At 59.2% G+C, this 10,394-nt stretch carries 8 protein-coding genes and 1 pseudogene; all 9 read right to left on the reverse strand.

Translation table 11 applies throughout. The features are described 5' to 3' along the window. Positions 1-130 precede the first annotated feature (130 nt). A pseudogene (locus L3X40_RS19485) lies at positions 131-445 on the reverse strand (Lrp/AsnC family transcriptional regulator); the annotation flags it as partial. A gap of 21 nt (positions 446-466) precedes the next feature. After that, on the reverse strand, positions 467-1,876 hold the full coding sequence (locus L3X40_RS19490) for an aspartate aminotransferase family protein (RefSeq protein WP_445177216.1): 1,410 nt from the start codon (positions 1,874-1,876) through the stop codon (positions 467-469). Positions 1,877-2,249: 373 nt separating this feature from the next. Next, complete coding sequence (locus L3X40_RS19495; protein ID WP_272908056.1) at positions 2,250-3,326, reverse strand: tartrate dehydrogenase; 1,077 nt, start codon at positions 3,324-3,326, stop codon at positions 2,250-2,252. Positions 3,327-3,336: 10 nt separating this feature from the next. After that, a complete protein-coding gene (locus L3X40_RS19500; RefSeq protein WP_237367067.1) occupies positions 3,337-4,797 on the reverse strand; it encodes an NAD-dependent succinate-semialdehyde dehydrogenase in 1,461 nt (486 codons plus the stop codon). Then, positions 4,794-5,609 carry a GNAT family N-acetyltransferase gene (locus L3X40_RS19505; protein ID WP_237367068.1) on the reverse strand — a complete coding sequence of 272 codons (816 nt, stop codon included), beginning with the start codon at positions 5,607-5,609 and terminating at the stop codon, positions 4,794-4,796. Before L3X40_RS19505 ends, L3X40_RS19500 begins: the two co-directional genes overlap by 4 nt. 180 nt (positions 5,610-5,789) lie before the next feature. Then, positions 5,790-6,458: a haloacid dehalogenase type II gene (locus tag L3X40_RS19510; RefSeq protein ID WP_237367069.1), complete on the reverse strand. Its 669-nt coding sequence runs from the start codon at positions 6,456-6,458 to the stop codon at positions 5,790-5,792. Positions 6,459-6,622: 164 nt separating this feature from the next. Next, positions 6,623-7,549: a 2-hydroxyacid dehydrogenase gene (locus tag L3X40_RS19515; RefSeq protein WP_237367070.1), complete on the reverse strand. Its 927-nt coding sequence runs from the start codon at positions 7,547-7,549 to the stop codon at positions 6,623-6,625. A 103-nt stretch (positions 7,550-7,652) separates the two neighbouring features. After that, on the reverse strand, positions 7,653-8,858 hold the full coding sequence (locus L3X40_RS19520; protein ID WP_237367073.1) for a DUF1624 domain-containing protein: 1,206 nt from the start codon (positions 8,856-8,858) through the stop codon (positions 7,653-7,655). Between the two features lie 140 nt (positions 8,859-8,998). Continuing rightward, positions 8,999-10,321, reverse strand: a complete 1,323-nt coding sequence (locus L3X40_RS19525) for an aspartate aminotransferase family protein (protein WP_237367071.1) — start codon at positions 10,319-10,321, stop codon at positions 8,999-9,001. Positions 10,322-10,394: the final 73 nt, after the last annotated feature.

Genomic DNA, 10,394 nt, shown 5'->3' on the forward strand with positions numbered 1-10,394 from the left:
CTGTATCCTCGGAAAAAATGACAGTTCAGCCCTTCGGGCCTGTCATTTTTTCCGAGGATACAGACTATTCCCCGAGGTAACGGCTGAAGCCTCTTCCCGACTGAAGTCGGGGGGTTTCCTCCAAAAAGCGGGACACTAAATGGCACTCGACGATCTCGTCGAGTTTCGCAATGCGTGACTCAAAGCGTGAAAAGTCACCTTGGCGATGTTCGGATAATGTCACTTCGGTAAAAACGGTCAGAAACTCACCCAGCTTGCGCAGGTTTATCTGTGCGCCGTAGCCAATGATGTAGCCTGCTTTCTCCAGCCGCTTGACCCTCGTGAGGCACGGACTTGGAGAAAGACCGACCGCATCGGCAAGTTCCACATTGGTGATGCGCCCGGACTGCTGCAGTTTTGCGAGGATCTTGAGATCGATCCGGTCAAGCTTCGGGCCCAATTCCATGATCCAGTTTCCCCCTAGCGGTCAGTGGACAGCGGCGCGCACGTCCGGTTGCTCAAGTAGCTGATCGAGCGATTTCCTGACTCTTTCGAATATAAGGTCCATTTCGTCGTCTGAGCAGCAAAGAGCCGGTGCGAAACCGATAACGGCATTGGCGAAGCAACGCACTATCACGCCATTATCCCAAGTGAGCTGAGAAAGCCGACCAGCTATGTCCAGTTCAGATGAAAATCCTGTCTTTGTCGACTTATCAGTCACCAGTTCGATCGCGCCTAGAAGACCGCGTCCACGCGTATCACCTACCAATGGGTGATCGTGAACGCGATCCATCTGCTGGGCAAATCTCTTGCCGACCGCGCGCCCGTTCGCAATCAGGCCACCTTCCTGGTAAAGTCGCAGAACTTCGAGCCCGACGGCAGCGCTGACCGGATGGCCCGAATAAGTGAATCCATGGCCGACAGGCAGGGCTTCAGGCGCGCTGTCCGCAATCGTCTGGTAGATATGATCCGCCATCAGAACCGCCCCCATGGGAGCGTATCCGCTCGTCAGACCCTTGGCAAGAGTCATGAAATCGGGTGAAACATCTTCATCATCGCACGCGAACATCGGACCCGTTCGGCCAAAGCCCGTGATGACCTCATCGACAAGCATCAGGATGCCAAGTCTGGTGCAGGTCTCGCGCATCGCCTTGAGCCAGCCTTTCGGGGGGACAATGACGCCGCCCGAACCCTGGATCGGCTCGCAGCAGAAAGCAGCAACGGTGTCTGCGCCCAGCTCCTCAACCTTGGCTTCGAGCGCCGCGACGGATGAAGCGATCACCGCTGCATCATCGGTACCTTGCGGATGCCGATAGGGATAGTGCGATGCTATATAATGCTGCCAGGGGCGCGGCAGGTCAAAACCCCGGTGGAAATTAGCCAGCGCAGTCAGCCCGGCGCCGTTGGAACTGGAGCCGTGATACCCCCATTCCAGCGCAATAAACTGTTTCTTTTGCGGCGTTCCGATCGCGTTGAAGTAATGAACGATATACCGGATGGCGCTATCGACCGCGTCCGAGCCGCCTAGCGTAAAAAACACATGGTCAAGACCAACGGGTGCCAGCGACGCAAGTTCCGAAGCCAGCCGGATCGCCGGTTCGCTGGAAAAGTGGAAATAGCCTGTCGCGTAGGGTAGACGGCGCATCTGTTCGGCCGCTACTTCGACGATGCTTTCCTGGCCATAGCCGACATTCACGCACCACAGCCCGGCAAAAGCATCCAGCACGCGGCGACCGTCGATGTCGGTCAGCCACATGCCGTCACCTGCTGTTAGTATGCGCGCACCGTGCCGCTCGTGCCCGCGGAACGAGCTGACGGGGTGGATAAGATGGTTTCGGTCTATATCAACAAGGGAGAGATTGGACCCGACCTGCTGTTGTTTCACGATGCTTTCCATAATTAAAGCTTAGGTAAGACCAGAAAGGCGGTTGCACCGAATCGCCGGCCAACTTCAGCCTTCATTCGCTTTTAAAGCCAGATCGCGGCATAAAATGCCGCGCAGCGTTAGGGGCAGGACCTATTAATGACGAGGATCGAGACAGCGATCTCCGGGATGCTGTGGGAGGAGAAGCGCGAAAAGCGGGCATATTGCCCGGTTGAGCGCTTCGACGAACCACAGGGCCCGGACATCGCTGCCCGAAGGGTGGGGCGAATACAGGCGCTGGCGCGGTCGGCCGATTGCCAGATACTTCCAGTATCTGGCCGCACGCCCTCCCTCCCAGCGCCTGTATTCGCCTCCATCTCGACCTCGTCATTAATAGGTCCTGCCCCTAACCAATGGCCGCGGTGATCGCCTTTCCGCAGCTCACGGTATCGGCATTTCCCTTCAGATCGGCGGTCCTGCCCGAAGACGAGGCAAGTACTTCTTCGATCGCCCTGATTATAGCGGCTGCAGCTTCCGCTTCGCCCAGATGCTGAAGCATCATCGCAGCCGACCAGATCTGCCCGATCGGATTGGCAATCCCCTGACCAGCAATGTCAGGCGCGGAACCATGAACTGGCTCGAACAGTGAAGGGTGGATCCCTTCGGGATTGATGTTGGCCGACGGTGCCACGCCAATGGTGCCCGTGCACGCCGGCCCCAGATCCGACAGGATATCGCCAAACAGGTTTGATGCCACGACAACATCGAAGCGGTCGGGGTTCATGACGAACTGCGCGGTCAGAATGTCGATATGGTATTTGTCATGACTGACCGATGGATAGTCGACAGCGATCGCCTCAACGCGCGAATCCCAGAAAGGCATGGTGATGGCGATCCCGTTGGACTTGGTTGCAGAGGTGAGGTGCCGGCGCTCGCGCTTTTCGGCCAGATCAAAAGCATAGCGCAGCACACGATCGACACCATAACGGGTCATGACCGTTTCCTGGATCACCACTTCGCGTTCGGTGCCCGGGAACATATGCCCGCCGATCGAGCTATATTCACCCTCGGTATTTTCGCGCACGACCCAGAAGTCGATATCGCCAGGCTTGCGATTGGCTAGCGGACAGGGAATGCCGGGCATGAGGCGCACCGGACGAAGATTTACGTACTGGTCGTATTCGCGCCGAAACTGGAGGATCGACTGCCACAAAGAGATATGATCGGGGACGATGTCAGGCCAGCCGACCGCACCGAAGAATATCGCATCGGGGCGACCGATCTGCGCCTTCCAGTCATCGGGCATCATCTGGCCGTGGGCGGCGTAATAGTCGCAGTTCGCGAAATCGTGCCATTGTTGCTCGATCTCGAAACCGAACCGGGCGGCTGCCACTTCAAGAGCACGGATCCCCTCCGGCATCACTTCCTTACCGATGCCGTCGCCCGGAATGACGGAAATGGCGTATTTGCGCTTGATAGTCACGGATAACCCTTCAAAGATCGAGCCCGCCGATGTGGAAGGCCTTGGTTTCCAGATATTCCTCGATACCGGCCTGTCCGCCCTCGCGACCGAGGCCGGATTGCTTCACACCGCCAAATGGCGCCATTTCCAGCGCCAACGAACCGGTGTTCAACCCGACCATACCTGCCTCCAGCCGCTCGGCAACGCGGAATGCGCGCGAGAGGTCGCGCGTGTAGAAATAGCTGGCGAGGCCGTAGGGCGTGGCATTGGCCAGCTCGAGAGCCTCAGCCTCGCTGCCAAAACGGTAGAGCGGCGCCACAGGGCCGAAGGTTTCCTCCGCAGCGCAGATCATGTCCGCCGTTGCGCCACCGATCACCAACGGCAAGACAAAGTTGCCACCCTCCCGACCGCTACCGCTGGCGAGAATCTTGCCGCCCTTCGCAAGGGCATCATCGACGTGGGCATGGATCTTATCGACTGTGGGCATGTTGATCATCGGGCCGATGGTGGCACCGGGCTCCATGCCCGGCGCCACATGGAGCGCCGAAACCGCGCGACTCAGGCGTGCAGCGAATTCGTCGTAGACCGAATCCTGCACCATGACCCGGTTCGCGCAGACACAGGTCTGGCCACCGTTGCGGAACTTGCTGGCCATTGTGGCGCTGACCGCAAGGTCGAGATCGGCGTCCCCGAACACGATCAGCGGAGCATTGCCGCCCAGTTCAAGACTGAGCTTCTTCACCGTGTCCGCGCTTTGCCGGTAAAGCAGCGAACCAACGCGGGTCGAGCCCGTGAATGACAGCTTGCGAACAATGGGACTGGCGGTGATCGTCGCGCCGATTTCCTGCGGCATGCCCGTCACGATGTTGATCACGCCAGCCGGGAAGCCCGCGCGCATGGCCAGTTCGCCCAACGCAAGCGCGGTGAACGGCGTCAGGTCCGAAGGCTTGAGCACAACAGTGCACCCGGCGGCAAGCGCCGCCGCGCATTTGCGGGTGACGGTCTGCGCCGGAAAGTTCCATGGCGTAATGGCAGCGCTCACGCCGATCGGTTCGCTGATGAGGATGATCCGGCGGTTGCGCTCGGGCGAGGCCACGTTGTGACCGCCGACGCGGCGGCCTTCTTCGGCGAACCACTTGATGAACGTAGCGGCATAGCGGATTTCACCTTGCGCTTCGGCAAAGGGCTTGCCCTGTTCGGCGGTCAGTATCCGGGCCAGATCGTCCAGATTTTCAAGAACCAGTACGTGCCAACGTTCCAACACGACCGCGCGTTCGTTCCCCGTCCACCCTCGCCATTCCGGCCAGGCCGCATTGGCCGCAGCAATCGCGGCTTGCGTCTCCGCCGCGCTGCAATCCGGCACTTCACCGATTACCGCACCGCAGGCCGGATCCTCAACGGCAACGCTGGCGCGGCCAGAGGCGGGCACCCAGTCGCCATTGATCAGAGCGGCCTGGCGTAGCAGGCTGGCATCTTTGAGTTCGAGAGTCATCCGAGGGCCTGCGCAGCAAGAGCAAAAACCTTGGCCTCGGGACCTGAAACCGGTGCGGGGCCGCGCGCCATGGTGCGAACCGAGCCGACGCACGGTAAACCGAGGCTATCAAGCCAGCCGCTCAGGTCGCCTTCTGCGGTAACATCGATCCTGCAAAATCTTCTTTGCTTCACCGCCAGCCAGTGAAGGATGAGCGCCTTCGCGCTTGTCGAATCGGGCGCCACAACCGGCGCAATCGACCAGCCGCGCCCGAACCGGCGAAGCATGGCGAAACCAGCTGGCACGTTGTCGTGGGTATAGACGACGGTGCGGCTTTCCTGCGCCAGGGTATCGAACAACGCCCTGCGATCCATGCCGCTCGCTGCGCCGTAGAAGGACGCAAGGCTGGTGTCAGCCTTGCCTTTCGGGCGAATTCGATCGCCGGGCGAAAGTTCGGCAAGCGGCACATCCTTGACCAGTCCTTGATGCTGATAGACGCGGCCGGTCTCGACGAAACCGAGCTTCTGATACAGCGGCAGGCCTTCTTCGGTCGCGTTAAGGACAATGGTGCGATTTCCGAGGCGGCGGATCATCTCTTCCATCAGCTTGCGACCGATCCCCTGGCCTTGGGCGGCGGGAGAGACTATCACCATGCCAATGGTCGCCATGTCTTCGCCAAAGCACCAGGCCATGGTCGTGCCGATCAGCTTGCCGTCCCGTTCCGCCACCAGCCCTTCGCCCAGCTTAAGGAAAAGTTCCCAGTCCTCATTCCGATGCGGCCATTGCTGCTCTATCGAAAGTTCCATGGCTGCCGGGAGATCAAGAACAGTCATGGGCCGCATTACGAGAGATGCATTCAAGGCTGTCGCTGTCTGCATAATCTTGTTCACCATGGTAGTTTCAATCGGTCAGGATTGGCATGAGATGCCGGTTTTCAAACAATAATAGAAGAATATCGCGCCATCAGCCCGGCACCGATCACCCACGACGGGTAAGGGGCGGATACAGAGAAGTCACAGGCCGACCACTGCGGGCAGGCAACCGATATGGGGGATTTCGATATCGCGGTAGTTGGCGTTCGACGGCTCGTGTCCTCGCCCGACGAAGACCCGGCAGCCAAAGCCGAGGTCGGTCGCGGTGTTCTGATCATAGCGGAAGCTCGATGAGACGTGCATCATGACCTCCGGCCCGCAGCCAAGCTGATCGAACATATATTCGAAGGCCTGCATGCGCGGCTTGTAAGCCTGCGCGCTTTCGGCGGTGTAGACCCGGTGAAACGGCGCGCCGAGCAGCGCCACATTGCGTCCGATCTGCTCGTTCATCGCATTTGAAAGGATCACCAGCGGAATCTTGTCGGCGATCTGCGACAGCCCGCCCGGCACGTCGTCATGCGGCCCCCAGGTCGGCACCGCCTCGTAGACCGCATCGCCATCGGCCTCGCGATATTCGACCCCCATCGCTTTGGATGTCCGCCGCACGGCGTTGCGCAGCACCTCGCGATAGGGCTTCCAGGCCCCAAGCGCCTCATCCAGGCGATAGGCCGAAAAGACCCGGCACATCTCGTCCATGGCCTCGGGCGGGAGCCGGTCGGCAAAAAACTCCCGCGCCATTTCCGACATCCGAAAACGGATGAGCGTGCCGTAACAGTCAAAGCTGATGTACTTGGGCTGGAAGATGCTCATCTAGATTGTTCCCTATTTCTCAGATCAGGCTCGATCCTGTGTTGCACTGATCTTTCACCATCGAAGGCACGAAACTTGTTTCCGATTGGCAGGTTTGCACTAGGGGCCGATATCTTTGTTCAACCTGTTTCGGCATTTAATGCCGCGATGCGGACGGTTGCGGTTCAGTAGCCGCGGCTGCGATCGACCTCGCCGACGAGTGGCTCATCCTTCAGCACACGGGCAAGGTTATCGATCAAAGAATGAACTGCGCTGTCGGTCCGCGTGATGCCGGCGACGTGCGGTGTAAGAATGATTGCCGGGTGCGAATAAAACGGATGACCGGCAGGCAAGGGTTCAGGATCTGTGACATCCAGCATGGCCGCCGCCAGCTGGCCCCTATCCAGAGCCGCCAGCAAATCCTCCTGCACCAAATGCCCTCCACGCGCTGCGTTAATCACTCGCCCTCCCCTGGGCATTGCGGCAAAGGTTGTCCGATTCAGAATGTGGCGAGTTTCGCTGGTTAAAGGGAGCAAGCAGACCAGAATGTCACACTGCGCAAGGAATGGCACAAGGCCCTCATCACCAGCAAAGCATTCCACGCCCTCCGCCTGATGCTGTGAGCGGCTCCAGCCCGAAAGGCGAAACCCGTGCAGTGCGAGTTTTGCCAGTGCCGCTCGGCCCAATTCGCCGAGCCCCATCACCCCGACCCGACATTCGTTCGCAGGTGACACATTCCGCCAGGTCCAGCGCCCCGCACGTTGTTCGCTGATATGAAAGGGCAGGTCGCGGTGCAGGGCAAGAACCCCCATCACAACATAATCGGCCATCGTGCCGATAATGCCGGGTTCGATCATCCGGACAATGCGCAGGCCAGGTGGCAGGCGCGCGATATCAAGTTGATCGATGCCCGCCCCAACGCTGAACAGGACCTCGATATTAGGCAGTGCAGCAATCAGTTCATCGGGCAAGGTCCATGCAACGACATGACGAATTTCTGTCAAGTCCCCGGCACCGGGCCAGCACTCGAATCGAACCTGCGGCAGTGCACGCGATACGGCTTCCTGCCAATTGCGCCCCCTGGCCGCGTTTCCATGGTAAAGAACTCGCATCAAGATTTCCTTCGCTTTGGCCTCCTTTGACAGGTCCCTGGTTCCGAACCGGGTCAAGCAAGCATTCAGGCGCTGAAATTTCTGTCAAGCGGTCTTGCGAATGTCAGAAATATTTAAGCCAGACGATGTCACGGCGACGGCGCTTCAGGCGTGCATACCAGGCCGTCGGCAGGTAGAGCGGAATGATCATCGCGAAGAACCAGACCAACACCCAGTTGTAGTTGTCGAACATATAGGCCTGGCCATCGTTCGGCCCCCAGATCGCCAGCGCGCTGTGATAGAGGATGCGCAGGACGGTGAGGTGGAACAGGTAGAAGAAGAACGGCGCGCCCCCGAAAACCGCCAGCGCGGCGATCAGTCGCGATGTCTTGATCCGTTCGAACAGGACAAGCAACAGCGCGCCGCCCCCAAGCGTCGGCAGAAGGAAAAGCAGCGAGGGCGGGTATTTGGTCATCGAGATGAAGCCGATGATTGTGCGGACCGGATCGCCTTCGACAACATACCAGGGCTTGTCGCCATAGACGTTGAGCAGACGCAGAAGGATGAACGCGCCGATCATGCCGAAGCCGAGCAGCAGCAACCGCCGCTGCCGCGTTTCGGGCGCGACATCCGGGCGGAACCAGTTCCCGATGCCAAAGCCCAGCGAAATGACGCCGAGCCAAGGCAGGATCGGATAGGTCGTCTTGGCGACGAAGCCGAACGGCAGCGCAATCACGTCCCGTTGGTGCAGCATCGCCCAAAGCGGGAACAGCGCATCGCCCTGCGTTAGCCGGATTGGATCGAGAAAATTGTGGAAGCAAACCACGATCAACCCGAAAGCGATCAGGGCTGGACGCGGCAGGCGCATCAGGGCGGCCAGCGCAATCATGCACAGGCCGATGCACCAGATCACTTGTAGCCAGAAGGTCGGCTGCGGCACGATCCCCCAGTAAAGTGGTGAGAGATAGAACAGTTCGATCGCCATCAGCAGAAAACCGCGCTTCAGCAGGTAAGAGGTGGTTTCCTCGACGGTATGGTTGATGCTGAACAGGTAGACGCCAATACCGGTAAGAGCCACGAAGATCGGAGCACAGAAGCTCACCACAAAGCGGGCGAAACCGATCGCGGGCAGGATGGTGTTCGCATCGATCGGATCGGTCACCATGTAATTGACGAACCAGGTTTCCCGCAAATGGTCCAGCAGCATGAGGACCATCACGAAACCGCGCAGAGCGTCAATATTGACAAGCCGGGCACTGACAGCGGAAGTCGCCTTGTTCGGCGCAATATTGTCGGTCGATCCGGGTCGGATTGAAATGCTAGTCGCCATATGCTCCGCCTCTCCCCAGCCAGTCCCCTGTTCGATGATCTTGAACGCAGTCACCACAATACGCATGTCGAGTTTCAGACGGACTTGGCACTTCATGCCGTATATTGTCGTGCAGATAGACGAATATTCCGCCCATCCGTTCAATCTACCAGCGCATTGTCCAGTACATCGACGAACAGATCGACATTCTCCCTGCTGAAGATCAGCGGCGGGCGGATTTTCAGGATATTATGATCCATTCCGCAAGCGCTGATCAGCACGCCATTTTCCCGCATCGCGTTGACCACTTTCGTCGTGCGTGCGCCGTCGCTGGTCCGGGCCTCACGGTCGGAAACAATGTCGGCGGCAACAAACATGCCTGCACCGCGGACATGGCCCAGGCACTCGTGACGCGAACGGAGTGCCTCTACCTTCGCCAGCAGATATGCGCCGACGTCGCGCGCATTGTCCATGATCCTGTCACGCCGGATGACCTTCAGCACCGCGACAGCCGCAGCGCACGACACGGTATTGCCTGCGAACGTATTGAAATAGCGAGAGCTGTTGCCGAACTGCTCGACCACGTCATGCCGCGTCAAAAGACCCGCAATCGGCTGGCCATTGCCCATTGGCTTGCCCAAGGTCACGATGTCGGGATCGATACCGTGGCGCTGGAAGCCCCACATGCTGCCGCCCGTTCGACCAAAGCCGGGCTGCACTTCGTCCGCGACGAAAATACCGCCAGCCTTGTGGATGGCATCTACGGCGCCTTTCAGAAAGCCCGGCTCCTCGGGCAGGATGCCATCGCTGGTAAAGATCGAATCGACGATCAGCATCGCAGGCTGGATACCGTGCCGCTTGAGATCGGCGATAGCCGCTTCGACGTCGCGGGTGAACCAGTCGGCCACATTCGGCCCGCCGCGATAGGCGGCTGGCGCTGGAACGGTCCGGACATGTGTGCCCAGCGGGACGGCCGGACCCAGGGTCGGCGAAAACTGTGACACGGAATCGGTGATGCCGTGGTATGCAGTTTCGGTAATGATGACGCCTGTTCCGCCGGTCCGGACCTTGGCGATGCGATAGGCAAGATCGTTCGCCTCGCTGCCCGAACAGGTCAGCATCATATGCGACAGTCCGCCGCTCACGGTGGAGAGCAGACCGTCGGCCAGTTCCAGAATGGTTTCGTGCAGGTAACGGGTGTTGGTGCACAGGGTCGATGCCTGCCGGGTGATCGCCTCCACCACGTCGGGCTGGCAATGACCCAGCGATACCACATTGTTGTAGGTGTCGAGATAGCGGCGTCCGTCGGTGTCATAAAGCCAGACTCCCTCGCCACGAACGAAATGGAGCGGCTTCTGGTACATCAGACGATAGGCTGGACCGAGCAGACGCGTTCGCTGTTCGATCATCGCAGCTTCATGTTCGTCCAGTTCGACCTGACCGGGGATGAACGCGTTGTGGGACCACTTGTCAACGATGGTCATTATTGCTCCTATGATGTTTGTCCAGTGGGGATTGGATTTTCCCGGATGCTGAACGTTGTGAAGTCATTGAACA

It is taken from the genome of Rhizorhapis sp. SPR117 (assembly GCF_021742065.1).

What these genes read in the sequence shown, in the direction of transcription:
- L3X40_RS19520 (WP_237367073.1), bottom strand. Translation starts at nt 8,858, where the DNA reads ATGGCGACTAGCATTTCAATCCGACCCGGATCGACCGACAATATTGCG.
- L3X40_RS19500 (WP_237367067.1), bottom strand. Translation starts at nt 4,797, where the DNA reads ATGACTCTCGAACTCAAAGATGCCAGCCTGCTACGCCAGGCCGCTCTG.
- L3X40_RS19510 (WP_237367069.1), bottom strand. Translation starts at nt 6,458, where the DNA reads ATGAGCATCTTCCAGCCCAAGTACATCAGCTTTGACTGTTACGGCACG.
- L3X40_RS19515 (WP_237367070.1), bottom strand. Translation starts at nt 7,549, where the DNA reads ATGCGAGTTCTTTACCATGGAAACGCGGCCAGGGGGCGCAATTGGCAG.
- L3X40_RS19525 (WP_237367071.1), bottom strand. Translation starts at nt 10,321, where the DNA reads ATGACCATCGTTGACAAGTGGTCCCACAACGCGTTCATCCCCGGTCAG.
- L3X40_RS19490 (WP_445177216.1), bottom strand. Translation starts at nt 1,876, where the DNA reads ATGGAAAGCATCGTGAAACAACAGCAGGTCGGGTCCAATCTCTCCCTT.
- L3X40_RS19505 (WP_237367068.1), bottom strand. Translation starts at nt 5,609, where the DNA reads ATGACTGTTCTTGATCTCCCGGCAGCCATGGAACTTTCGATAGAGCAG.